Source organism: Rhizobium sp. P1_B8, assembly GCF_056406515.1.
In genome coordinates, this window is record NZ_JBFTZZ010000017.1 from 201,153 (window position 1) to 224,372 (window position 23,220).

27 protein-coding genes are annotated in these 23,220 nt (G+C 59.2%); 12 read left to right on the forward strand and 15 right to left on the reverse strand.

Features of this window, described 5'->3' with window-relative positions:
* The first annotated feature begins 184 nt into the window (after positions 1–184).
* Positions 185–1,162, forward strand: coding sequence for a formylglycine-generating enzyme family protein (locus tag AC1D2N_RS21320; protein ID WP_018241865.1), 978 nt, complete (start codon positions 185–187; stop codon positions 1,160–1,162).
* Positions 1,163–1,318: 156 nt separating this feature from the next.
* Positions 1,319–1,714 (forward strand): hypothetical protein, encoded by a 396-nt coding sequence (locus tag AC1D2N_RS21325; protein ID WP_130652307.1) that lies wholly within the window; start codon positions 1,319–1,321, stop codon positions 1,712–1,714.
* Between the two features lie 195 nt (positions 1,715–1,909).
* On the opposite strand, the gene AC1D2N_RS21330 is transcribed toward AC1D2N_RS21325, so the two are convergent.
* Both AC1D2N_RS21330 and AC1D2N_RS21335 read right to left on the reverse strand, forming a co-directional pair.
* Positions 1,910–2,200 (reverse strand): DUF982 domain-containing protein, encoded by a 291-nt coding sequence (locus AC1D2N_RS21330; RefSeq protein ID WP_018241867.1) that lies wholly within the window; start codon positions 2,198–2,200, stop codon positions 1,910–1,912.
* A gap of 141 nt (positions 2,201–2,341) precedes the next feature.
* Positions 2,342–2,689, reverse strand: a complete 348-nt coding sequence (locus AC1D2N_RS21335) for a hypothetical protein (RefSeq protein ID WP_028732014.1) — start codon at positions 2,687–2,689, stop codon at positions 2,342–2,344.
* Positions 2,690–3,144: 455 nt separating this feature from the next.
* Between AC1D2N_RS21335 and AC1D2N_RS21340 the strand changes: the two genes are divergently transcribed.
* Positions 3,145–3,324 carry a hypothetical protein gene (locus tag AC1D2N_RS21340; protein WP_018241869.1) on the forward strand — a complete coding sequence of 60 codons (180 nt, stop codon included), beginning with the start codon at positions 3,145–3,147 and terminating at the stop codon, positions 3,322–3,324.
* A 123-nt stretch (positions 3,325–3,447) separates the two neighbouring features.
* On the opposite strand, the gene AC1D2N_RS21345 is transcribed toward AC1D2N_RS21340, so the two are convergent.
* The 3 genes from AC1D2N_RS21345 to AC1D2N_RS21355 all read right to left on the reverse strand — a co-directional run bounded on the left by AC1D2N_RS21345 (position 3,448) and on the right by AC1D2N_RS21355 (position 4,751).
* The gene (locus AC1D2N_RS21345) at positions 3,448–3,759 is read right to left on the reverse strand and encodes a hypothetical protein (RefSeq protein WP_130653534.1); all 312 of its coding nucleotides are present in this window, start codon (positions 3,757–3,759) and stop codon (positions 3,448–3,450) included.
* Positions 3,760–3,929: 170 nt separating this feature from the next.
* Positions 3,930–4,379, reverse strand: a complete 450-nt coding sequence (locus tag AC1D2N_RS21350; RefSeq protein ID WP_028732013.1) for a DUF3597 domain-containing protein — start codon at positions 4,377–4,379, stop codon at positions 3,930–3,932.
* 162 nt (positions 4,380–4,541) lie between these two features.
* The gene (locus tag AC1D2N_RS21355; RefSeq protein WP_165403369.1) at positions 4,542–4,751 is read right to left on the reverse strand and encodes a hypothetical protein; all 210 of its coding nucleotides are present in this window, start codon (positions 4,749–4,751) and stop codon (positions 4,542–4,544) included.
* A 26-nt stretch (positions 4,752–4,777) separates the two neighbouring features.
* Between AC1D2N_RS21355 and AC1D2N_RS21360 the strand changes: the two genes are divergently transcribed.
* Positions 4,778–5,449, forward strand: coding sequence for a hypothetical protein (locus tag AC1D2N_RS21360; RefSeq protein WP_130652308.1), 672 nt, complete (start codon positions 4,778–4,780; stop codon positions 5,447–5,449).
* Between the two features lie 162 nt (positions 5,450–5,611).
* Here the strand turns inward: AC1D2N_RS21360 and AC1D2N_RS21365 are convergent, their stop codons facing one another.
* From AC1D2N_RS21365 to AC1D2N_RS21380, 4 genes are all read right to left on the reverse strand, one after another.
* Positions 5,612–6,385, reverse strand: coding sequence for an amino acid ABC transporter ATP-binding protein (locus AC1D2N_RS21365; RefSeq protein WP_003559021.1), 774 nt, complete (start codon positions 6,383–6,385; stop codon positions 5,612–5,614).
* A gap of 34 nt (positions 6,386–6,419) precedes the next feature.
* The gene (locus AC1D2N_RS21370) at positions 6,420–7,574 is read right to left on the reverse strand and encodes an amino acid ABC transporter permease (RefSeq protein WP_130652309.1); all 1,155 of its coding nucleotides are present in this window, start codon (positions 7,572–7,574) and stop codon (positions 6,420–6,422) included.
* A gap of 1 nt (position 7,575) precedes the next feature.
* Positions 7,576–8,778 (reverse strand): amino acid ABC transporter permease, encoded by a 1,203-nt coding sequence (locus AC1D2N_RS21375; RefSeq protein WP_026230541.1) that lies wholly within the window; start codon positions 8,776–8,778, stop codon positions 7,576–7,578.
* A 103-nt stretch (positions 8,779–8,881) separates the two neighbouring features.
* The gene (locus AC1D2N_RS21380; protein ID WP_018241875.1) at positions 8,882–9,907 is read right to left on the reverse strand and encodes an amino acid ABC transporter substrate-binding protein; all 1,026 of its coding nucleotides are present in this window, start codon (positions 9,905–9,907) and stop codon (positions 8,882–8,884) included.
* A 363-nt stretch (positions 9,908–10,270) separates the two neighbouring features.
* Between AC1D2N_RS21380 and AC1D2N_RS21385 the strand changes: the two genes are divergently transcribed.
* Positions 10,271–11,461: a cystathionine beta-lyase gene (locus tag AC1D2N_RS21385; protein ID WP_028732010.1), complete on the forward strand. Its 1,191-nt coding sequence runs from the start codon at positions 10,271–10,273 to the stop codon at positions 11,459–11,461.
* Between the two features lie 31 nt (positions 11,462–11,492).
* Here AC1D2N_RS21385 and AC1D2N_RS21390 read toward each other — a convergent pair whose 3' ends face one another.
* Entirely contained in the window at positions 11,493–12,647 is a 1,155-nt protein-coding gene (locus AC1D2N_RS21390; protein WP_028732009.1) for an FAD-dependent monooxygenase, read from the reverse strand.
* A gap of 27 nt (positions 12,648–12,674) precedes the next feature.
* Positions 12,675–12,920 carry a zinc-finger domain-containing protein gene (locus AC1D2N_RS21395; protein ID WP_018241878.1) on the reverse strand — a complete coding sequence of 82 codons (246 nt, stop codon included), beginning with the start codon at positions 12,918–12,920 and terminating at the stop codon, positions 12,675–12,677.
* A gap of 158 nt (positions 12,921–13,078) precedes the next feature.
* Between AC1D2N_RS21395 and AC1D2N_RS21400 the strand changes: the two genes are divergently transcribed.
* The 6 genes from AC1D2N_RS21400 (at position 13,079) to clpA (ending at position 18,947) form a co-directional block, all read left to right on the forward strand.
* Complete coding sequence (locus tag AC1D2N_RS21400) at positions 13,079–13,864, forward strand: alpha/beta fold hydrolase (RefSeq protein WP_028732008.1); 786 nt, start codon at positions 13,079–13,081, stop codon at positions 13,862–13,864.
* 128 nt (positions 13,865–13,992) lie between these two features.
* The gene (cysE, locus tag AC1D2N_RS21405; RefSeq protein WP_003539276.1) at positions 13,993–14,826 is read left to right on the forward strand and encodes a serine O-acetyltransferase; all 834 of its coding nucleotides are present in this window, start codon (positions 13,993–13,995) and stop codon (positions 14,824–14,826) included.
* A gap of 140 nt (positions 14,827–14,966) precedes the next feature.
* Positions 14,967–15,170 (forward strand): DUF3126 family protein, encoded by a 204-nt coding sequence (locus tag AC1D2N_RS21410; RefSeq protein WP_003539277.1) that lies wholly within the window; start codon positions 14,967–14,969, stop codon positions 15,168–15,170.
* Between the two features lie 274 nt (positions 15,171–15,444).
* Positions 15,445–15,816, forward strand: coding sequence for a phasin family protein (locus tag AC1D2N_RS21415; protein WP_047621678.1), 372 nt, complete (start codon positions 15,445–15,447; stop codon positions 15,814–15,816).
* Between the two features lie 277 nt (positions 15,817–16,093).
* Positions 16,094–16,444, forward strand: coding sequence for an ATP-dependent Clp protease adapter ClpS (gene clpS / locus AC1D2N_RS21420; protein WP_017988219.1), 351 nt, complete (start codon positions 16,094–16,096; stop codon positions 16,442–16,444).
* A gap of 10 nt (positions 16,445–16,454) precedes the next feature.
* Positions 16,455–18,947: an ATP-dependent Clp protease ATP-binding subunit ClpA gene (gene clpA, locus AC1D2N_RS21425; protein ID WP_018241881.1), complete on the forward strand. Its 2,493-nt coding sequence runs from the start codon at positions 16,455–16,457 to the stop codon at positions 18,945–18,947.
* A gap of 72 nt (positions 18,948–19,019) precedes the next feature.
* Here the strand turns inward: clpA and AC1D2N_RS21430 are convergent, their stop codons facing one another.
* The 4 genes from AC1D2N_RS21430 to AC1D2N_RS21445 all read right to left on the reverse strand — a co-directional run bounded on the left by AC1D2N_RS21430 (position 19,020) and on the right by AC1D2N_RS21445 (position 22,062).
* The gene (locus tag AC1D2N_RS21430; RefSeq protein WP_028732006.1) at positions 19,020–19,451 is read right to left on the reverse strand and encodes an HIT family protein; all 432 of its coding nucleotides are present in this window, start codon (positions 19,449–19,451) and stop codon (positions 19,020–19,022) included.
* A 155-nt stretch (positions 19,452–19,606) separates the two neighbouring features.
* On the reverse strand, positions 19,607–20,797 hold the full coding sequence (locus tag AC1D2N_RS21435; protein ID WP_112902882.1) for a GNAT family N-acetyltransferase: 1,191 nt from the start codon (positions 20,795–20,797) through the stop codon (positions 19,607–19,609).
* 78 nt (positions 20,798–20,875) lie between these two features.
* Entirely contained in the window at positions 20,876–21,595 is a 720-nt protein-coding gene (locus tag AC1D2N_RS21440) for a glycerophosphodiester phosphodiesterase (RefSeq protein ID WP_130652310.1), read from the reverse strand.
* Positions 21,592–22,062 (reverse strand): RidA family protein, encoded by a 471-nt coding sequence (locus tag AC1D2N_RS21445; protein WP_018241885.1) that lies wholly within the window; start codon positions 22,060–22,062, stop codon positions 21,592–21,594. Before AC1D2N_RS21445 ends, AC1D2N_RS21440 begins: the two co-directional genes overlap by 4 nt.
* A 136-nt stretch (positions 22,063–22,198) precedes the next feature.
* On the opposite strand from AC1D2N_RS21445, the gene AC1D2N_RS21450 reads away from it, so the two are divergent.
* Complete coding sequence (locus tag AC1D2N_RS21450) at positions 22,199–23,035, forward strand: cell envelope integrity EipB family protein (RefSeq protein ID WP_018241886.1); 837 nt, start codon at positions 22,199–22,201, stop codon at positions 23,033–23,035.
* The last annotated feature ends 185 nt before the right edge of the window (positions 23,036–23,220 follow it).

Here is a 23,220-nt window from a genome sequence, read left to right on the forward strand (position 1 = left end):
GTCGGAGTTTGTCAACGAACGGCAATAGCTTGTCATCCGTCCTAAAGCGTCGATGAGGTCGGTCATTGAAGGGCGACCGTTACGGGAGAGCGGCTTCCTTGATGGCCAAATAGGGATGCAGATATGGTTGAGCTGAGCGGGTACCCGCCGCGCGATGCTCGGCGGTCATACCATGGAGGCGGCAATGGCCTTGGCATTCGGAGCAGAACACGTGCCCGACGATCTGGTGTGGATCGAGGGCCGTACGTTCACCATGGGATCGAACGACCACTATCCGGAGGAGGCGCCGGCCCACCCGGTGAAGGTCGACGGCTTCTGGATAGAGCGGACACCGGTCACGAACCGCAAGTTCATGGAATTCGTAAAGGCGACCGGACACGTGACCGTCGCCGAGACGGTGCCCGATCCGAAGGACTATCCCGGCGCGCTGCCGGAGATGCTGAGGGCGGGATCGCTGGTGTTCACCCGGCCGAAGTCGGTGAACGGTCCCGATATCTCGCAGTGGTGGACGTTCAAGTTCGGCGCGACCTGGCGGCGGCCTCTCGGCGGCCTGAGCGATCTTCGCGGCAAGCTCGATCATCCCGTCGTCCACGTCGCGTGGTCCGACGCCAAGGCATACGCCGACTGGGCTGGCCTCGACCTGCCGACCGAGGCGGAGTGGGAGCTCGCAGCGCGCGGCGGTTCGGACGACACGGAATATGCATGGGGCGACGAATTCATGCCGGACGGCGTCGCCATGGCCAACACCTGGCAAGGCATCTTCCCCACGACGACGACAAAGCCGAAAGGCCATGAGCGCACCTCACCCGTCGGCTGGTTTCCAGCGAATGGCTACGGCCTCCACGACATGATTGGAAACGTCTGGGAGTGGACGTCCGACTACTGGTCGACACGCCATCCGGAGCCTGCCAGCCATTCGTGCTGCATTCCAAGCAACCCGCGCGGCGGCGATGCCGAGGCGAGCTTCGACCCCCGCCAGCCCGAGATACGCATCCATCGGCGCGTGCTGAAGGGCGGATCGCATCTCTGCGCTCCGAACTACTGCCGTCGTTATCGCCCGGCGGCTCGTCACGCCGAGCCGGAGGACACCTCCACCAGCCATGTCGGGTTCCGTTGCATCAAGAGAAAACCCGCGACCGGAGAAGCTAAGACCGCACCTTGATTTCAGAACGATATCCGTCGGACATGACATCTCCAGCGCTTGCCCTTTCGCGCTGGGGCGAGTTCAGCCTGCGGTATGGGCAGCTAATCACAATAGGTGGGATGTCGTTTCGCCCGATGGGTTGTAATTTGGCCGTCAGTCTTTAGGGGCCCAAACATGAGAAACATCCTTTCGAGCGTTGGTGCGGCGGCACTCTTGCTGTCGGCAGTGAACACCTATGCCGCCGATCTCCCGGCAGGGGCCAAGAAGGTCACGATGGAAGAGTTCAAAGCGTTTGCTGATGGCAAGCATGTAAAGGTGGAAATTCTCGATCTGGAAAAGCCCTTGACCGCTGATCTCGTATGGAGTTGGAAGAAGGGCACCATTACCGGTAAGGCGGATGTCGGCGGCAAAATGATCGACGTGAAAACGAAACTCACTTTCAGGGGCGATAAAGCTTGTTCCAACGGTAAAGGCGAAAAGCCAAATTGCCACTTTATCTATATAGACGGGGATAAGTTCTATGAAGTTCGAGATGACATGAAAGTCCATGCAATCTCGACTGTCGGGTGAGGTTGGGGATCTCTCCGCTCACTGCCGCGGCTCAATCTGGGAGGGCTCATAGAACCCGGTGCTATCCCGCACTTCCCCCAGCCCTTATACGCGGCAAGCTGCAGCTTTCCGTCATCCGTCCAAGCGGTGTATTCGGCTTCGGCGATCAGCGTCGGCTGCGCGCCTATTGCGTGTTGCCGGATCCAGGCAGTGATCTCAGTGAACGACCGAGAGGTAGCGGATGCCGGCTTCATCAGCCGCTCTCATCAGCGCTTCCCGCGCAGCGTTTGGAGGCGTGGTGCCGCGGATGGCGTCGAGGCATGTCCTCACTGCCACGACATACTCCTCGCCATCATCCCCAGGCCATTCGGAAATGAGCATGGTGGCTGCGTCGCCGAGGGTCCTGACGACGCTGTATTTATCTTGGCCGCTCATGAGGATCCTCAGTGCGGGAAACTGATGCGATGTGTACCGATTCATGACATTTGGTCCTTGCATCATAAACATATTAGTAACTCTGCAAGAAGCGTTCCAACCGGGCCCGCAGCATGATCATCCGCAGATGGTTCCGCAAAACTGTCGGCAACTGAACGGGGAGGTCGAGTCCAATTGAAGGAATTATGCAGTCGCAGAGTGATCAAGCCGGATCTACGTCAAAGCGCTGCGGAGCAGATCTGAATTGATCTTGGGGTGCTTCTCGGACGGATGATAGGCTCCAATTAGGGCCGCCGTTACCATGATCGACACCGAAAGGAATGATGCGACGATGCTCAACACGGGAACCGGAGATTTTCGACCCGCCCAGAGGAACACAAAGCCAGCCGCGAAAGCAAAGAACCAAAAGACCAGGACTTCGCCCATTGTCCCCGCGAATACCTCCATTGCTCCAGAGGACACCGAAACCACGGTGTCCAATCCTCCAAGCCACAACACGATGTTCATCACCATATCCGCGATGAAGGCCAATACCATCGATCCTATCAAAAGCCGTGACATCTCGTTTCTCCGTTGAAATCTTAAGTTGTTGTTTTGTCAGGCGCAGCTTTCGATCGGATTATCTGGATTGTTAAAATGCTTAGGGCTATTGCCCTCTTGTCCGATTGGGCAGCAATTCGAAGCAACGCTTACACAACCAGGTGGCCGGGAACTTGTTTTAAACACATTGCCGTCCTATTGATTCTTCTATCGAAATTGCTTGTCGAGCTTGGTTTGCGCCCTTGGCGTCCCAGCTGATCTTTCCTTTCAAAATCGATTTCTGCGCCGTCCGGCAGCCGCCGGAGGGTGATTGTCATGCCGGTTGAGGGGGAATCGTCATGAACGCAGGCAATTCTTTGATCGACGCAAGCCTCCGCCAAACACCCATCGTCGCTGCCTGATAAGCCTTCGGTCTTTGACCGCGGATGTCAGTGGCGGCATTCCGGCTGGGTTTTCCAGCCATTGAGGAGAATTTCATGAGCAAGACCAATGCAGAGGCACTGTTGCGCAAAGCGCAGCGCCAGGTTGCCAATACCAGCGGCGGTGGCCATCTCGGCGGCACCAACTTCGGTCAGGGCAATGACGCCAAGACCTCGTCCGGAAGCGGCAATCGCCCGGCAGGCAAGGGTCGCCCACCAACTGGCGGCAAACGCTGACGACAGCGCCGCGCGTCTTTCCGATTTAAGGAATTATGCAGAGGTCGCAGCATCTCGATTGAAGATATCCCCGCCAAAATGGCGGGGTTCTTGTTTGATAGGCCCTGAAGGGCCAGTCTCTTCTCAGCGATCCAGGAAATGATCGAAGTAGACCAGGGGGATAGGGTACGCGTAGACGCCTCTGTCGACGAAGCTGTACCTATAGACGCAACTTCTGAGAGCCGCATTGTAATGCAGGCTTCGCGGGTCCGGAGAGCCTCGTCGCCATGAGCTTGCCTCCGGCACGCAGCGTTGAAGCGCTTTATCGTATCGAGCCAGGAGCGCCGGGTCGGTATCGACCCGAATGCCACTGTAGGAATGATAGTTTGAAGGAGATTCTGCGGCCGATATACAGCCGAGGCTAAGTGCAAGACCAACGACTACCATCAATCTCATCGGATTTAATTCCCCCTGATCGATTATCGAAGTATCGAGCGGAACATTATTCGTTCCAGTGCCTGCGGGCAAGGGGACTTCCCGGCCTCCGGTCTGATCGGCCGTGACCTCCGCGGAACAGCAATCGGATAGTTGCCGCCACAGACATGGCGGCAGCTATCCGTCATCGATCAATCCAGGAGATCGGCAGGTACCTTGCCGCCATTTTCCGAAAGCCGCTTCATCAGCGCCTTGTGCAGCCACATATTCATTTTTGCGGAATCGTTGGTGTCGCCCGTATAGCCGAGTTCAGCGGCAAGTTCCTTGCGCTCGGTCAGGCTTGCATCCATCCCGACGGCTTTCATCAGGTCCACGATCGAGCGGCGCCAATCGAGCTTCTGGCCGCTCTTCTTCACTGCCGCGTCAAGGATCGGGACGATATCGACTGTGCCTGTGCCTGGAGCAGTGGCCGTGGGGGCCGGCTTGCTCTGCGGGGCAGGGGCCGCAGGCGTCGGACTGGGCGCTGCCGACGGTGAGGCAGGCGCTTGCGCCGGCTCTGTCTTCGGCGCGCCGGCAGCAACCGGTTCGGCTGCTTTCGCCTCTCCGAAAATTGCATGTTTGATCTTGTCGAAAATGCCCATTCTAAACCTCCAGTTCCATCAGATGAGAATAAGCTGAAACATGGACTTCCCGCCTGATATATCCAGACGGAAGGGGAGTTATTTTTAGCAATCTAAATCTGAGGTGGAAAAGTCAATTCGGGGGAAGGGTGTATTCGATCTGCACGAAACGCCGCAAATGGATCAATCACGGCCCATGGTATTGCGAACTGAGATTTGCTTGCTGGCTTCTAAGTTTCCTGGCGCAATGGGGAGGAAATACTCTGTCGGCTCTCCAGCCGCTGCGATATATGTTTTCTTTTGGCACAGTCTGTCAGATAATTCGTATTTCAATAACCGTGAAACATCATCGCACGCTACCGAACCGACTTGCCGCGCCGTCTCGTGAAACATTCGTCATCCCTTCACGTTGCCTTGCCATGGACGTCCTGGAGTTGCAGGCGTCCGATCGATCGAAGGCACGCGCGTTCCTCGATTTTCGACTGCCGGGCAGATCGTCCGGCAGAATGGAAACGGAGGAAAACATGACCCGTAATCACAATAGACTATCCTTTGCAGTGCTCGCATCCATCTGCGCCCTCCTTGTCATGCCGGCAAGCGATGCGCGTGCGCTCGATGTTGGTGTGTCGGTGAATGCCGGCAATGCTGTCAGCGCCGATGTCGGCGCGTCACTCGGCGGCGGGAGTGGCATCAGCGCTGATGCCAATGCTTCCGTTGGCGGCTCGACCGGCGTCAATGCCGATGCGACCGCCAATGCTGGCGGCGGCCGGGGCATCAATGCCGATGTCAATGCACGCGTCGGCGGTTCTAGCGGAATCGATGCCAAGGCCACGGCCTCGGTTGGCACCGGTAATGGGGTCGATGCCAATCTCGCCATCGGCCGGGTGGATGAAGCTGGCGGCAGCAATGCCAGGGCTGCGCCCGGCAGCACGCTTAGCGCGTCGCAGGCACGTACGCTGGAGGCCTTCCGCAGCATGCCTGTCAATGACCAGCGCAAGATGCTCGTCCGTTGCGCCGACATCTCCGCCTCCGGCGGTGATTCCGGCCTTGCCGATCTCTGCAGTCTGCTGCAGGCGACCGCCTCCCGCTGAACATACAAAACCCGCCGAGCCAGCGGCTCGGCGGGTCCTTTTCAAAGGATGCTTCGATCTAAAGCATGTCGCGCAAAACTGTGCAGCAGTTTTGCGACAACGACATGCGTAAAAACAAAGACCTAAAGCGCGAAGGGCGAATCTGAAAGATCGCGACGCGCTTTAGTGCAGGATCTGGCTGAGGAACAGCTTGGTGCGTTCGTGCTGCGGGTTATCGAAGAAGGCGGCCGGTTCGTTCTGTTCGACGATTTGGCCCTGGTCCATGAATATAACCCGGTTGGCGACCTGGCGGGCAAAGCCCATTTCATGCGTGACGCAGAGCATGGTCATGCCTTCTTCGGCAAGCCCCACCATGGTGTCGAGCACTTCCTTGATCATTTCGGGATCGAGTGCGGAGGTCGGCTCATCGAACAGCATGATCTTCGGGTTCATGCATAGCGACCGGGCGATCGCCACGCGCTGCTGCTGGCCGCCGGAAAGCTGTCCCGGATACTTGTTGGCCTGCTCCGGAATCTTGACCCGCTTCAGAAAATGCATGGCCACTTCTTCGGCCTGCTTCTTCGGCATCTTGCGCACCCAGATCGGCGCCAGTGTGCAGTTTTCGAGGATCGTCAGATGCGGGAAGAGGTTGAAGTGCTGGAACACCATGCCGACTTCGCGCCGCACCTCGTCGATCTTTTTCAGGTCGTTGGTGAGCTCGGTGCCGTCGACGATGATGCGACCCTTCTGATGCTCTTCCAGGCGGTTGATGCAGCGGATCATCGTCGACTTGCCCGAGCCCGACGGGCCGGCAATGACGATCCGCTCGCCGCGCATGACCTTCAGGTTGATGTCGCGCAGCACGTGGAAATCGCCGTACCACTTGTTCATGTTGACGATCTCGACCGCCACTTCCGTCGCGGAAACGGTGAGCTTTTTCGCTGGAGCTTCAGCCATGATATTTTCCCTCATTCTTATCGTTTTAGCGTTCTTATCGTTTGTGGCCGGTATCGAGATGGCGTTCCATGAAGCCTGAATAGCGCGACATGCCGAAGCAGAACAGCCAGAAGATAAAGCCCGCGAAGATCAGACCCGTGATCGGCGTGACGGCGCTTGCCCAGTTGGCATCGGAGAAGTTCAGCTTGACGATGCCAAGCAGATCGAACATGCCGATAATGGTGACCAGCGACGTGTCCTTGAAGGTTCCGATGAAGGTGTTCACGATGCTCGGGATGACCAACTTGATGGCCTGCGGCATGATGATCAGCCGGGTCTTTTGCCAATAGCCGAGGCCAAGTGAATCGGCGCCTTCGAATTGTCCCTTCGGGATCGCCTGAAGGCCGCCGCGGATCACTTCCGCCATATAGGCCGAGGTGAAGATCGACACACCGATCAGCGCCCGAAGCAGTTTGTCCACGTTCCAGCCTGTGGGAAGGAAGAGCGGCAGCATGACACTTGCCATGAACAGAACGGTGATCAGCGGAACGCCTCGAATGACCTCGATGAAGGTAACGCAGAGCATCCGGATGATGGGCATCTTCGAGCGGCGCCCCAGCGCAAGCAGAATGCCGCAGGGTAAGGAGACGGCAATACCGACAAAGGACAGGACGAGCGTCACCATCAACCCGCCCCAGAGCGGAGTGTCCACCACTTCGAGGCCGAAGCCGCCGTGAAGAAGCCAGAAGGCGAGGACCGGCAGAACGGCGAACAGAAGAATGGCGTTCAGGCCTTTGCGCGGCGCCGAAGGGATCAGCATCGGAACCAGCAGCAGAATGAACAGGATCCCGACGATCGCCGGTCTCCAACGCTCATCCAGCGGATAGCGGCCGAATATAAACTGATCGTACTTGGCGCTGACGAAGGCCCAGCATGCACCACTCCAGCCGTCAGGCTGGACGCCGCCCTGGATCGTCGTCGCGCAGAATGTGCGGTCCGGCCCGGACCATACGGCCTGGATGAACAGCCAGTTGACGAGATGCGGCACGGCCCATGCGATGAGCGCAAGAGCCAGGATTGTCAGGATCACGTCCTTCGGGGTTGCCAGGAGATTGCGGCGTATCCAGGCGACGGCTCCCCTCTCGCCGGGGGGCGGTGGTTCGGCGGCAAGGATGGACGTTCTGACGAAGGGTTTATCGGCGACCGACATCTTATCTCTCCACCAGTGCCATCTTGGCATTGAACCAATTCATGAACAGCGACGTGAGAATGCTCAAGCTGAGATAGACGATACCCCAGATGCAGACGATCTCGATCGCTTGACCGCTCTGATTGAGGATCGTGCCACCGACGGCAACGAGATCCGAGAAACCGATCGCGATGGCGAGTGAGGAGTTCTTGGTCAGGTTCAGGTACTGGCTCGTCAGCGGCGGGATGATGATGCGCAGCGCCTGCGGCACCACGACAAGTCTCGTCACGCTCGACGGATGCAGCCCCAGCGCGCCGGCTGCCTCGGATTGTCCCTTTGGAACGCCGCGAATGCCGCCGCGAACGATCTCGGCGATGAACGAGGCGGTATAGAAGGACAGAGCGAGAAACAGCGACATGAATTCGGGACCGACGACGGAGCCGCCCGTGAGGTTGAATTTTCCGGCAACCGGAACGTCGAAGGTGAGCGGAAAGCCGGAGACGACGAAGACCAGCAATGGCAGGCCGACGATCAGTGCGATCGACGTCCATACGGTGTGGAACGGCTGGCCGGTTGCGGCTTGGCGTTTGTGGGCCCAGCGCGCGATGATGATGGTGGCGACAATCGCAATCACCAGGGCGATGCCGACCGCTATCATACCTGTCTCGAAGATCGGCTTCGGGAAGGCCAGTCCTCTGTTGTTGAGGAACATGCTGAACGGCAGACCCACAGACTCGCGCGGTTGCGGCAAAACGGAGAGAACGCCGAGATACCAGAAAAAGATGACGAGCAGCGGCGGAATGTTGCGGAAAACCTCGACATAGACCGTGCAGAGCTTGGCAATCAGCCAATTGTGCGACAGCCGGCCGATCCCGATCAGGAAGCCGATGATGGTCGCCGTGAAGATACCGGTCACCGCCACCAGCAAGGTATTCAGAATGCCGACGACAAGTGCGCGCGCATAAGTCGAGTCACTCGAAAAGCTGATCAGCGACTGGCCGATTTCGAAACCGGCGCGACCGCGAAGAAAGCCGAAACCCGATGCCGTATTGCTGCGGGCAAGGTTCACGGCCGTGTTGTGGGCTACCCACCACACAATGCCCACGAGAATAACGATTGTTAGAACCTGGAAAAATATGCTCCGGTATTTCGGGTCGTACATTGCCGACCGGAAACTCCAGCCGGTGCCATGCAAAGGTGTCGTATCCACAGCCCCATGCGTCATGCCGCGCCAATCCCCTTGTGCCCGTTTTCGGGCTTTCTTTTTGCTTTTTGGAAGATGGGAGGGCGGCTCGGCCGCCTTCCCGGGATTTCATGCCAAAGCTCGATTAACGAACCGGCGGTGCGTACTGGATGCCGCCCTTGCTCCAGAGAGCATTCAAGCCGCGTGCGATCTTGAGCGGGCTGCCCTGGCCGATGTTGCGCTCGAAGATTTCGCCATAATTGCCGACGCCCTTGATGACGTTGGCGGCCCAATCATTGGTCAGGCCGAGATCGGTGCCAATCTTGGTGTCGGTCTCGCTGCCGAGGAAGCGCTTGATGTCCGGATTCGGCGAATTCTTCATCTCGTCGACATTTGCCTGGGTGATGCCGAACTCTTCGGCATTGATCAGCGCATAAGCCGTCCAGGAAACGATATCGAACCACTGATCATCACCCTGACGGACGGCCGGGCCAAGCGGCTCCTTGGAGATGATCTCAGGAAGGATAACGTGTTCGTCGGGATTCTTCAGCGTCAGACGCAACGAATAGAGACCGGATTGGTCGGTCGTGTAAACGTCGCAACGACCGGCGTCGTAAGCCGCGTTGACCTCAGGAAGATTTTCGAAGACGACCGGATTGTACTGCAGATTGTTCGTCTTGAAGTAATCAGCGAGGTTCAATTCGGTGGTCGTGCCCGACTGTACGCAGACTGCGGCGCCGGAGAGTTCGAGAGCCGACTTCACGTTCAAGCTCTTGCGCACCATGAAGCCCTGACCGTCATAATAGGTGACAGGACGGAAGTTGAAGCCGAGTGCGGTGTCGCGGTTAATCGTCCAGGTGGTGTTACGCGAGAGAACGTCGATTTCACCGGACTGCAGAGCGGTGAAGCGTTCCTTCGCGTTTGTCGGCGTGTACTTGACCTTGGTGGGGTCGCCGAACACGGCCGAAGCGACGGCCTTGCAGAAGTCGACGTCGAAGCCGGCCCAATTGCCGGAAGCGTCAGGTGCGGCAAAGCCGGTAAGGCCGGTATTGACGCCGCACTGAACGAAACCCTTTGCCTTGACATCTGTGAGTGTCGTGGCCGAAGCAGCCGAAGCGCCAAGAGCGAAAACTGCTGCGCCGATCGTTGCGGACAGAAGCTTGTTCTTCATTTTTTCCCAACCTTTTCCGTTGTCTTGTATTTTCTTGTGGGAAGTTCCAGCGGAAAAACTCTGCCGCCTCCCCATTTTCTCGACACCCTCCCGGCGCGAGTTGTTCTATCACAGTCGCAAATGTCACCATGGTCAAGTGTCGCGGTCAATAATTGCGGCAAATTTCAGCATTTTGGTAGATTGCGCTGCGTTCGTGGGCACTTGGCTATGAAATAGGCGCCTGATTGCGGAAAAATAACGCGAAAATCGTGGCTTTCACCGCTTCGCTACGTCGCCGGCGATCAACTCCTAGGGGTTGACCTGATATGGCGGGGCGTCCAAAAGTCCGGTTTTGCGTCTCCGTCGCCAAAGGCTATTCCCGACATGAAAGACAAAGACAGCTTGCTGCAGAATGCCGGCATCAACACCCGCCTGACCCATATCGGCAACGACCCTTTCGACTATCACGGCTTCATCAACCCGCCGGTCGTGCATGCCTCGACGGTGTTGTTTCCGAATGCGCGGGCGATGGAGACGCGCACGCAGAAATACACCTACGGAACGCGCGGCACACCGACGACGGATGCGCTCTGCGAGGCGATCGACGCACTCGAAGGCTCGGCCGGCACGATCCTCGTGCCCTCGGGCCTTGCGGCCGTCACCATTCCGTTTCTGGGTTTCGTCGCTGCCGGCGATCATGCGCTGGTGGTCGATTCGGTCTATGGCCCGACGCGCCATTTCTGCGATACGATGCTGAAGCGCCTCGGTGTCGAGGTGGAATATTACGACCCGGCGGTCGGCGCCGGCATCGAGGCTCTGTTCCGGCCGAACACCAAGCTCGTTCACACCGAGGCTCCCGGCTCCAATACCTTCGAAATGCAGGATATTCCGGCGATCTCGGCGGTTGCGCACCGTCACGGCGCCGTCGTCATGATGGACAATACCTGGGCGACGCCGCTCTATTTCAGGCCGCTCGATCACGGCGTCGACATCTCGATCCATGCATCGACGAAATATCCGTCCGGCCATTCCGATATTCTGCTCGGAACGGTTTCGGCCAATGCCGAACACTGGGAGCGGCTGAAGGAATCGAACGGTGTGCTCGGCATCTGCGGCGCACCCGATGACGCCTATCAGATCCTGCGCGGATTGCGCACCATGGGCCTGCGCCTCGAGCGGCATTATGAAAGCGCGCTTGATATCGCAGAATGGCTGGAGGGCAGGGAGGACGTCGCCCGCGTGCTGCATCCGGCCCTGCCGAGTTTCCCCTCGCACCATCTCTGGAAGCGGGATTTCAAAGGCGCCAGCGGCATCTTTTCCTTCGTGCTGGCCGCTGAAGGCCCCGAAAAGTCCAGAGCAAAGGCGCATGCCTTCCTCGACGCGCTCAGGATTTTCGGTCTCGGCTATTCCTGGGGCGGCTATGAAAGCCTGGCTTTGCACGCCTATCTCAACGATCGCAAGGTCGCCAAGGCGCCGACGGACGGTCCGGTCATCCGCCTGCAGATCGGCATCGAGGACGTGGCCGACCTCAAGGCCGATATCGAACGGGGGTTTGCCGCCGCAAGCGCGGTCTGACCGGACACGGTTTGTCGTGGCTGGCAGCGCCTCAGGGCAGATCGACAGCCCGATAGCCGTAGATCCAGTCGAGATCCGCCGCCAGGCTTAGCGGCGGCTTGAGGCCGAGCACGAGATCGCGGCCGATCCGGATCGGCCCTTTCGCATGATAGGCAAACCGGTTGAAGGCGCCGCGCTGGCGAAGCTTGGCGATGCGGGGCGCGCGATGTCTTTCGAACTGCGCCAGCGCTTCCGCCGCGGAGCGGTTCGAAAGAAACGCAGCGAGTTCATAGGCGTCTTCGATCGCCATCGCCGCTCCCTGGGCGGCAAAGGGCATCATCGCATGCGCGGCGTCGCCGATCAGAACCGTCTTGCGGCCATCCTGCCAGGAGCCTGTCGTGGTTTCGAACAGCGGCCAGAACGTCAGCTTCCGGTGTTTTTCGAGCAGCGAGACGATCGCGGCATTCCAGCTGGAAAGGCGCGCCCGCAGTTGCCCCCGCTGTTCTTCCGTCGCCTCGCTTTGCCAGGCCTGCGGCGCGATATTGCCGGCGGTGATCGCCACCATGTTGAAGCTGCCGGTCTCCCTTAGCGGATAGCAGACCAGATGCGCCGAACCGCCGAGAAAAGCCGAAACGCTTGCCCGGTCGAGGAAACCGGGCGCCTCAGTTTCGGCAATCGTAAAACGGTAGGCGATATTGCCGGAAAAGCGCGGCGAGGGGCTGCCCGGAATGGATTGCCGAACCTTTGACCAGACGCCGTCCGCGCCGATCACAACATCGGCCGCGCGCTCGAAAGACGGTAGGGTCGAATTTATCCGCACGCCGAGGTGAAGCCGGCAGAGCGGATCGGCGGTAACCGCAGCCAAAAGGACTTTCTGCAATGTGGTGCGATGCAAGACGCCATACGGGGCGCCCCAGCGTTCCCGCGCGAATTTGCCGGCCGGCACCGCCGCGAGCTGGCGCAGCGATCCGCCCGATATCAGCCGGATTGCGTCGGGCTCGAGCCAGACCTTTGACAGTCTTTCAAGGATACCGAGTTCGGCAAGGATGCGCGAAGCGTTTGGCGAAACCTGTAATCCGGCGCCGACGTCGGTGAGTTCGCCCGCCTGCTCGAAGATCTCCGAACTGATGCCCCGGCGCGAAAGCGCAAGGGCAACTGTCAGCCCTGATATCCCGGCGCCGATGATGGCGGCATGTTCGACCGGCATTGTCCGTCCGATCCGGATCTGGACCGACTATGCCGCCTTCACGTGGAAAACGCAGCCGGCCGGATTGGTCTGGCTGGGCTTGAGCGTGGAATTGAAGCGATAGAGCGTCGAGCAGTAGGAACAGACCTTCTCATTGTCGTCGCCCATGTCGATGAAGATATGCGGATGATCGAAGGGAGCCGAAGCGCCGGTGCACATGAATTCCTTGACACCGACTTCGATAACGCGGTGACCGCCGTCGTTCTGGAAGTGGGGAATGTTGTGGCCGGCCATGTCGCTCTCCGAATGCTTTGAAATGTGCGCGAACCTTATAAGCCTTCGCCGCAAATGTGTAGAGCCAAACCGCCGCGCCGGGCACAGTTTTTAGCCGCAGTTTTTGGCTTCACGATGAAAGGCCGCTCGACTATGGTCGCGCCAAAAAGGAAGGCCCGATGAACCTGAATACACCCGCATTTTCAAGCTTCACCCATGATGGATTGCAGCTCGCTTTCTTTGATGAGGGCGATCCGGCCGGTGTGCCGGTGTTGTTGATCCACGGCTTTGCCTCGACTGCAAACGTCAACTGGGTCCATCCGGGCTGGCTGAAGACGCTCGGCGATGCCGGCTACCGGGTGATCGCCATGGACAATCGCGGCCACGGGGCAAGCGACAAGCCGCACCATGCCGAAGCCTATCGTCCATGGGTCATGGCCGGTGATGCGATCGCCTTGCTGGATCATCTGGGCATCCCAGAAGCCAATGTCATGGGCTATTCGATGGGCGCGCGCATTTCCGTATTTGCCGCACTTGCCAATCCGCATCGCGTCCGTTCGCTGGTTCTTGGTGGCCTCGGCATCGGCATGACCGACGGTGTCGGTGACTGGGACCCGATCGCCGATGCGCTGCTGGCGCCCTCGCTGGACGCGGTGACCCATGCCCGCGGCCGCATGTTCCGCGCCTTCGCCGAGCAGACGAAGAGCGACCGGGTCGCTCTTGCCGATTGCATCCGCGGTTCGCGCGATCTCGTCGCCCGTTCTGATATGGCCAAGCTCGACATGCCGACGCTGATCGGCGTCGGCACGAAGGATGATATCGCCGGCTCGCCGCAGGAATTGGCGGCGCTGATGCAGAATGCCGAAGCGCTCGATATTCCGGGCCGCGATCATATGCTCGCCGTCGGCGACAGGGTTTTCAAGCAGGCGGTGCTGGCCTTCTATGCAAGGGTCGCCCATCGCTAACAACATCGTGATGCCGAAAAACCATGCTAAAAAACCATGGCGACGGCACCCATTTATGTTATTGGCGTTTTCCTCTATATATTGGCATTCCGAAAACGGCATTCCGGCTGGCAGCGAGGAGAGCGGCGATGGTCGCAAAGACTGACATTCGTGCTTTTGACACAGGCCATCCGCTGAAGGTGATGGATCCCATCTGGGACAGCCTGCGTGAGGAAGCCCGGCTCGCCGCCGAACGGGACCCGGTTCTCGCCGCCTTCCTCTATTCTACGGTGATCAACTACCATTCGCTCGAGGAATGCGTCATCCACCGCATCTGCGAACGTCTCGATCACCCCGACATGCAGGCGAACCTGCTGCGCCAGACCTTCGAGGAAATGCTCCTCGACTGGCCTGACTGGAGCTCCATCCTGCGCGTCGATATCCAGGCGATCTATGACCGTGATCCCGCATGCCTGCGCTTCATGGAGGCGGTGCTTTATTTCAAGGGCTTCCATGCGCTGCAGACACATCGTCTGGCCCATTGGCTGCTGAACCGCGGCCGGCGCGATTTTGCGCTCTATCTGCAAAGCCGCTCCTCCAGCGTCTTCCAGACCGACATCAATCCGGCCGCCCGTATCGGCAAGGGCATCTTCCTCGACCACGCCACCGGCCTCGTCGTTGGCGAGACCGCCGTCATCGGCGACAACGTCTCGATCCTGCACGGCGTCACACTCGGCGGTACCGGCAAGGAGGGCGCCGACCGCCATCCGAAGATCGGCTCCGGCGTCATGATCGGCGCCGGTGCCAAGATCCTCGGCAATATCGAGATCGGCTATTGCTCACGCGTCGCCGCCGGCTCCGTCGTCTTGAAGGCGGTGCCGCCCAAAAAGACAGTCGCGGGTGTGCCGGCCAAGGTCGTTGGTGAGGCCGGTTGTTCTGAGCCGTCGCGCAATATGGACCAGGTGATCGGCGCCGATATCTGAGCGCCCGTTGGAAACAAGGATAGGAAAAGTCGGCGGGATCCGAGCGGGGAGAGCCATGAGCAAACGGCAACCTTGCCTTTACACCGCTGCATTTCCTGTGCAAGAAGCGGCCAATCAAGACCGCTTACGGAGATGACAGAGTGAAGCCAGAAGAAATCAAGAAGCTCGACGCCTATTTCAAGCGCATGTTCAATCCGCAGATGATCGTCAAGGCGCGTCCACGCAAGGATGATTCTGCGGAAGTCTATCTCGGCGAAGAATTTCTGGGTGTCGTCTATATCGATGATGAGGACGGCGACCGCTCCTACAACTTCTCGATGGCGATCCTCGACGTCGATCTCTGATCGCGCTCGAAAGCTTCAAAAGGGCCGAACGGCGCGATCCGTTCGGTCCTTTTTTCGTTTTTTCGATTCGGAACGAGAATTTTTTCAAAACTTCCGGTTGTGGCATTCTGATATATTTTAGCAAAATCAGTTAAAGACGTACGTGCCCCGGCGCGCGGGCTTTGTTATATAATTGTAATGCAACTCATGGATGTTTTGCGGCGCACAAGACTACTTGACTATTTGTGCATTGCAGCTACCCTACCGCCATCAACAGCCCAACGGAGGATGGCTCATGTTCAACTTTGAAGACGCCAACAAGAAGAGCAAGGAAGCCGTCGACACGGCCCTGAAAACCTATTCCGACACGACCAAGGGCTTTCAGGCAATCGCCGCAGAAGCCACTGAATATTCGAAGAAATCCTTTCAGGACGCGGTGACGCATTTCGAAACGCTGGCCGGCGTCAAGAGCTTTGAGGCTGCCTTCGAGTTGCAGACGAGCTACGTCAAGGCGTATTTTGAAGGCTTCGTCTCCGAGACGACGAAGCTCGGTGAGATGTATGCCGATCTCGCCAAATCAGCCTACAAGCCCTATGAAGCGCCGATCGCCGCTGCCGTCGTCAAGACCGCCAAGTCGGTGTCGGCGGCGACGCCTGCTGCTGCATGAACTGATTTCAAAAGGCGCAACCTGCGCTACATATTGAAAAAAGAAGACCGGCTACGCATCTGTAGCCGGTCTTTTTGTTTCCACTTTCGCTGCAGCGCCCGCATGGGATCGGCCGGGGACTTTTTTGGTCTTTCCCGTGCATGCCGGCCATTTCTTGATTGCAGTGTCTGACAGGGGGCTTAAAATCAGCCTATTATGAACTAAGTTAGTGTTTCAGATATTCGGCGGGAAAAGCACCCTCCCATGCTCCGCTGGATTGCTTGAGGAATAAATGACAATGATCGCAAAGCCGATCCGGATGCAGAACGACAGCGAAAGGAACGGGGACAACGCAAATCGAACCTCGGTCATCACGCGCACCAAGCCGAAGACCAAGAAGCCCAATCTTTATCGTGTGCTGCTTTTGAATGACGACTACACTCCCATGGAATTCGTCATCCATATTCTGGAGCGTTTTTTTCAGAAGGATCGTGAAAGTGCCACCCGCATCATGCTCCATGTCCATAACCACGGCGTCGGCGAATGCGGAATATTCACATACGAGGTAGCGGAAACGAAGGTCAGCCAGGTGATGGACTTCGCCCGGCAGCACCAGCATCCGCTGCAATGCGTCATGGAAAAGAAGTGAGGATCTGAACGTGCCAACATTTTCGCCTAGTTTAGAGAAGGCGCTCCATCAGGCACTGACCTTTGCCAACGAGCGGCACCACGAATATGCGACGCTCGAGCATCTGCTGCTTGCCCTGATCGACGATGCCGATGCGGCCGCGGTCATGGGTGCCTGCAATGTCGATCTCGACGCGCTGCGCAAGACGCTCGTCGAATATGTCGATAACGAACTTTCCAACCTGATCACCGGTTATGACGAAGATTCGAAGCCGACCTCCGGCTTCCAGCGCGTCATCCAGCGTGCCGTCATCCACGTGCAATCGTCCGGTCGCGAAGAGGTGACCGGCGCCAACGTGCTCGTCGCGATCTTCGCCGAGCGCGAGAGCCACGCCGCTTATTTCCTGCAGGAGCAGGAGATGACCCGCTACGATGCCGTCAACTACATCTCCCACGGCATCGGCAAGCGCCCGGGCGTTTCCGAAGCGCGTCCCCCGCGCGGCGCCGAAGACGAAGCCGAAAGCAGCAAGCCGACGGCGCGCGGCGGCGAGGAAGAGGGCGGCCCCAAGAAGCAGCAGGATGCGCTCAAGGCCTATTGCGTCAATCTCAACGAGAAGGCCAAGGGCGGTAAGATCGATCCGCTGATCGGCCGTCACGCCGAGGTGAGCCGCACGATCCAGATCCTGTGCCGCCGTTCGAAGAACAATCCGCTCTATGTCGGTGATCCCGGCGTCGGCAAGACGGCGATCGCCGAAGGCCTTGCCAAGCGCATCGTCGAAGGCAAGGTCCCGGAAGCGCTCGCCGATGCGACGATCTTCTCGCTCGACATGGGCACGCTTCTGGCCGGCACGCGCTACCGCGGCGATTTCGAGGAGCGCTTGAAGCAGGTCGTCAAGGAACTGGAAGAATATCCGGGCGCTGTGCTCTTCATCGACGAGATCCACACGGTGATCGGCGCCGGCGCCACCTCGGGCGGCGCAATGGATGCGTCGAACCTCCTGAAGCCGGCCCTGTCATCGGGCGCGATTCGCTGCATCGGTTCGACCACCTACAAGGAATACCGCCAGTTCTTCGAGAAGGACCGGGCACTGGTCCGTCGTTTCCAGAAGATCGACGTCAGCGAGCCGTCGATCGATGATGCGATCGAGATCATGAAGGGCTTGAAGCCCTATTTCGAAGAATATCACCACCTGCGTTATTCGAACGATGCCATCAAGTCGGCCGTCGAATTGTCGGCCCGCTACATCTCCGACCGCAAGCTGCCCGACAAGGCGATCGACGTGATCGACGAAACCGGTGCGGCCCAGATGCTGCTGCCGCCGTCCAAGCGCCGCAAGCTGATCACCGAAAAGGAGATCGAGGCGACGGTCGCCACGATGGCGCGCATTCCGCCGAAGACCGTCTCCAAGGACGACGAGGCCGTGCTCGCCAATCTCGAGCAGGAACTGCGTTCGGTGGTCTACGGCCAGGACATCGCCATCGAAGCCCTTTCGACCTCGATCAAGCTGGCGCGTGCCGGTCTTCGCGAGCCGAACAAGCCGATCGGCGCCTATGTCTTCTCCGGTCCGACCGGCGTCGGCAAGACCGAGGTGGCAAAGCAGCTGGCATCGTCGCTCGGCGTCGAACTCCTGCGCTTCGACATGTCGGAATATATGGAGCGGCACACGGTTTCACGTCTGCTCGGCGCACCTCCCGGCTATGTCGGCTTCGACCAGGGCGGTCTTCTCACTGATGGCGTCGACCAGCACCCGCATTGCGTGGTCCTGCTCGACGAAATCGAGAAGGCGCATCCCGACATCTACAACATCCTCCTGCAGGTCATGGACCACGGGACGCTGACCGACCATAACGGCAAGAAGATCGATTTCCGCAACGTCATCCTGATCATGACGACCAATGCGGGCGCATCCGAAATGGCCAAGGCGGCGATCGGCTTCGGTTCGTCCAAGCGCACCGGCGAGGACGAGGAGGCGCTCACCCGCCTGTTCACGCCGGAATTCCGCAACCGTCTCGACGCGATCATTCCTTTCGCGGCGTTGCCGACGGCCGTCATCCATAAGGTCGTGCAGAAGTTCATCATGCAGCTGGAGGCCCAGCTTTCCGAAAGGAACGTCACCTTCGACCTGCATGAGGATGCGATCGCCTGGCTGGCGGAAAAGGGTTACGACGAGAAGATGGGCGCCCGCCCGCTTGCTCGCGTCATTCAGGATACGATCAAGAAGCCGCTCGCCAACGAAATCCTCTTCGGCAAGCTGAAGAAGGGCGGCGTCGTCAACGTCACCGTCGGCCCGAAGGAAGATGGCAAGCCCGGCATCGTGCTGGAAGCCATTTCGGAAACGGCGCCGATCAAGCCGAAGCCCGAAGCCGAGGTCGTGCATCCCGAAGGCGATGATGGGGATGACGGCGAGCTGAAGACGAAGGCGGCCCGCAAGACCCGCGCCAAGGCAGTGCCGCAGGCCGAGCCTGAGGTCCGCGACGCCCCGAAGAAGGGAAGCGCGGTTCCGAAGGTTCCACGCAAGAAGTAAGATACCGTCACCGAATTGGAAAAGGCCGCGTTCTCAGCGGCCTTTTCGTTTTCAGGCATCGGCAGGGACCGGTTACGCCAGCGCGGCCCTGATCTTTTCGGCATTGGCGGCAAGCACGGCACCGTCCTCCATCTTGCCGGAATGCGGCTTGAGGGCCGTACCCTCATGCCGCGGGATGACGTGGAAATGCAGATGGAACACCGTTTGCCCGGCGGCCGGTTCGTTGAACTGGGCGATGAACACGCCATCGGCGTCGAAGACGTCCTTGACCGCATTGGCGACCTTCTGGACGACTGATATCGCATGGGTGAGGGTGGCTGGATCGGCATCGAGGAGATTGCGGGACGGCGCCTTGGGAAGGACGAGCACATGGCCCGGCGCCTGCGGCATCACATCCATGAAGGCGATGGTATGCTCGTCCTCGTATACCCGGTGCGAGGGGATTTCGCCGCGGAGGATCTTGGCGAAGATGTTGTTGTCGTCATAAGCGGCCGGGCTGGTCATCACGAAATCTCCTCGTTTTTCACAGCGCCGTGCGTCTTTTCAAACGCGCAAAGGACGCTGTAGCACTTTGAATTGCTGCATAGTTTTATCCTTAAATCGATTCCGATTTAAGGAATATGCGTCGTTGAGCGGGTAGCGCGGCCGGTGCGGCGGCGTCAATCCTCCTGCAGACGTTCGCCCTTGCGGAAAGGACTGTGCTCGGTCAGCAATTCGCTCATCTGTTCGACATCGGCGCGCTCGCGCGCGAGATAGTCGCCGATCGCCCGGCGAAGGCCGGCATGAGCGACATAATGGGCGGAATGCGTCGTCACCGGCAGATAGCCGCGGGCGAGCTTGTGTTCGCCTTGCGCTCCGGCCTCGACCCTTTTCAACCCTTTCGAAAGGGCGAAGTCGATCGCCTGGTGATAGCAGACCTCGAAATGCAGGAAGGGATGGTCCTCGATGCAGCCCCAGTGGCGGCCGTAGAGCGTATCGCCGCCGATGAAGTTGATCGCGCCGGCGATATAGCGCCCGTCGCGCTTGGCCATGACGAGCAGGATGTCGTCGGCCATGCGCTCGCCAATCAGCGAGTAGAACTTACGGGTGAGGTAGGGCCGGCCCCACTTGCGCCCGCCAGTATCCATATAGAATTTGAAGAACTGGTCCCAGATGCGTTCCGTCAGGTCGCGGCCGGTCAGCCAGTCGATGCCGATACCGTTTTCGAGGGCGGCGCGGCGCTCCTTGCGCAACGCCTTGCGTTTGCGCGAGGCAAGCGTTTCGAGAAATTCCTCGTGATTGGCATAGCCGTCATTGATGAAATGGAACTGCTGGTCGGTGCGATGCAGATAGCCGTCCATCTCGAAGACGCCGATCTCTTCGTCCGGCACGAAGGTGATGTGGGCCGAGGAGATGCCGAGCCGCCGCACCACCTCCTTCAGGCTTTCGGCGATCGCGCTCTGGATCGGTAGCCGTTGCAGCCCCTCGGCGACAAGAAGACGCGGGCCTGTCGCCGGGGTGAACGGGATCGAGCACTGAAGTTTCGGATAATAACGCCCGCCGGCCCGCTCGAAGGCGTCGGCCCAGCCGTGGTCGAAGACATATTCGCCCTGGCTGTGGTTCTTGAGATAGCCGGGCAGGGCGCCGATCAACTCGCCGCGATCGGTCTCGAGCAGCAGATGGTGGCCGAGCCATCCCGTCTCTGCGTCGGCCGAGCCGGATTCCTCCAGCGACGATAGAAAAGCGTGTGAAACGAAAGGGTTGTAGGCAATCGTAGCGCAGGCCTTCGACGCTCCGGAAAGCTTGGCCCAGCTCTCCGGGGAAATCGCGGTAAAGGAGCGTTCGACGCGAATGGATAGTTCGTCAGTCATCGGACAAATGCGAAGCCTGTGGGAGGATGGTTTCGGCTCTGTCTCAGTCTGCGCATGATCTTGGCCAAAAAGCGAGCGTCAAGCAGCCACACGCGGATCGAAGCCTTCGAAGGTCATCTGGTCTGCGTTTGCGAATGTAAGCCGGCGCGCTGCTTCGTCACGCACCGTCCAGGTAATGACAGGAATGCCCTTTTCGCGTTCGCTGGTGATAAAGGCGTTCGGCAGATCGCCATAATGATAGGAGATGAAATCGAGACCGATCTCCATCGCCTTCGCATGCGTCTTGAACGCCTCCGGCGTGTTGCCGTCGGCCGTCAGCCCGAGCGGGTAAGGTGCGCCAAGCGCCTTCAGATCGCGCAGCAGCCAGTGGTTAAAACTCATCAGCGCCACCTTGCCCTCATAGCCTTCGAGCACCTCGAGCACGGCTTCGGCGAAACCTTCGTCATCGGCCTCCCGCCCCTTGAGCTCTAGCACCAGCGGCACCTTGCCCTTGACGAGATCGAGGAGCTGGCGCAGCGTCGGCACCTTGTCGCTAGTGCCGCCGATGGCGATCAGTCCGAGTTCCCGGGAGGTGCGCTCGCGGATGTCGCCGTGGAGGTTGCACAGGCGCTGCAGGTCCTCGTCATGAAAGATGACCGGTACGCCGTCGGAGGCGTAGTGCAGGTCGCATTCGATCGCAAACCCCGCTTCGACGGCGCGCGAGAAGGCGGAAAGCGTGTTTTCCCAGACATGCGTGTTGAGATCGTGATAGCCGCGATGGGCGACCGGCAGGTCCCTGATCCAGGCAACATTGGTCATTCTGCGATTTCCATGATAGCGTCTATCTCGACGGCGGCATTCAGCGGCAAGGCCGCCATGCCGACAGCGGCACGCGCATGTTTGCCGGCTTCGCCAAGCACGCCGGCAATCAGGTTCGAAGCGCCGTTGATGACGAGATGCTGCTCGACGAAGTCGGGCGCCGAGGCGACGAAGCCGTTCAGCTTGATGACGCGCCGGATACGGCCGAGATCGCCGCCAAGTGCCGCCTTTGCCTGGGCAAGGATGTTGATGGCGCAGAGTTCTGCGCCGCGCTGGCCCGTTGCAACGTCGACGGTCTTGCCGAGATGGCCCGAGACAGTGACCTTGCCGCCTTCGAGCGGCAGCTGGCCGGAGATGTAGAGAAGATTGCCGCTGATCACATAGGGAACGTAATTTGCAGCAGGTGCTGCGGCTTGGGGCAGGGTTATCCCCATCTCAATCAGGCGCGCTGCAATTTCATCGGACATTTTCGTCTCCGCTTTTGTTGTCAATTCTTCAAAAATTATGCATCAAGACTAGAATCTTTAATATGACAGTTTCGAGCCTCGATTTGGCCGAAAGCGTTCTTATAACATCGCGACCGAGTCCAACAGGAGTTAATGAATGTTCCGATCGAGTCTTGTCGCTCTGCTTCTCGCCAGCGTTTCCGCCAATGCATGGGCGGCTGCGCCCGCGGTTAGCGCTGCGATCGCGACCGGCCTCGTCGCACATCGCGCCGTCTACGATCTGGAACTGAAGGACGCCTCGGACCGCTCTGGCATCGCCGGCATGTATGGTCGTATGGTCTATGAGTTCGACGGCAGCTATTGCCAGGGCTTCACCACCAATTTCCGCTTCGTGACACAGATCGACACCGGCGACAGCGTGCGTGTCAGCGACCAGCAGACGAAGACCTTCGAGAACCTGAAGGACGGCAAGTTCACCTTCGACACCAAATCCTTCACCGACGAGCAGCTCGACAAGGAGGTCAACGGGGCGGCGCAGGACCAGCCGGATGGTGTCAAGGTCGATCTCAAGCAGCCGGCGAACCGTGAACTGCAGCTTGCTGAAAGCCGTTTTCCCACTGAACATATGCTCGATGTGATCCAGCACGCCAAGGACGGCAAGCGCTTCTTCGAGGCGCGCGTCTTCGACGGTTCCGATGACGGCGACAAGTCGCTGGCGACGACGACGATCGTCGGCAAGCAGGAGACGCCGATCGCCGAGGAAGCCGATGCCGGCAATGCCGGCGCCTTCTCGAAGACGGCCTTCTGGCCGGTGACGATCGCCTATTTCAACGAGAATGCGAAATCCGATGCTTTGCCGGTCTACCGCATGTCTTTCAAGCTCTATGAGAACGGCATCACCCGCGACCTGACGATGGATTACGGCGATTTCGTCCTGACCGGCAAGCTCGCCAAGCTGGAGCTGCTCGACCGCAAGGCCGAGGTTTGCAAGTAGGCGACGAGCTCTCGCCCGTCATAAAACTGTATCATAAAATTCACTATGGTTCGGCGATCAGCGATGACTGAGTCGCCGTCTGTCGTCCTGCTTTTCGGGTCGGTGCGATCCTGCTGCCGGCCGAGGTCGATGCCATCCTGCCGATGCCGGATGCAGGCGTCATGCTGTCGCTGCAGCCGACGCTG